Source organism: Bacillus sp. 05T31 (assembly GCF_056396725.1).
Map to the genome: position 1 here is coordinate 1 of NZ_JBFTMA010001420.1, position 427 is coordinate 427.

1 pseudogene is annotated in these 427 nt (G+C 46.5%); it reads left to right on the forward strand.

Features of this window, described 5'->3' with window-relative positions:
- Positions 1–427 (forward strand): annotated as a pseudogene (locus tag AC1DJR_RS33620) (hypothetical protein); the annotation flags it as partial.

The following is a 427-nucleotide window of genomic DNA, read 5'->3' on the forward strand; positions in this document are numbered from 1 at the left end:
TTGCACCAGTAACACCGATTGAAAATGAAATACCAGGTCAAGAAGTGGGCGCTGGTCAAATTGAAACGCCGATTGCACCAGTAACACCGATTGAAAATGAAATACCAGGTCAAGAAGTGGGCGCTGGTCAAATTGAAACGCCGATTGCACCAGTAACACCGATTGAAAATGAAATACCAGGTCAAGAAGTAGCCGCTGGTCAAATTGAAACACCGATTGCGCCAGTAACGCCGATTGAAAATGAAATGCCAGGTCAAGAAATGGCTGCTGGGCCAATGTCAACACCAGTAACACCGGTTGCACCAATTGAAAATGAAGTACCAAATTCAGAAGTGGCCGCTGGGCCAATGTCAACACCAGTAACRCCAGTTGCACCAATTCAWAATGAAGTRCCAAATTCAGAAGTGGCCGCTGGGCCAATGTCAAC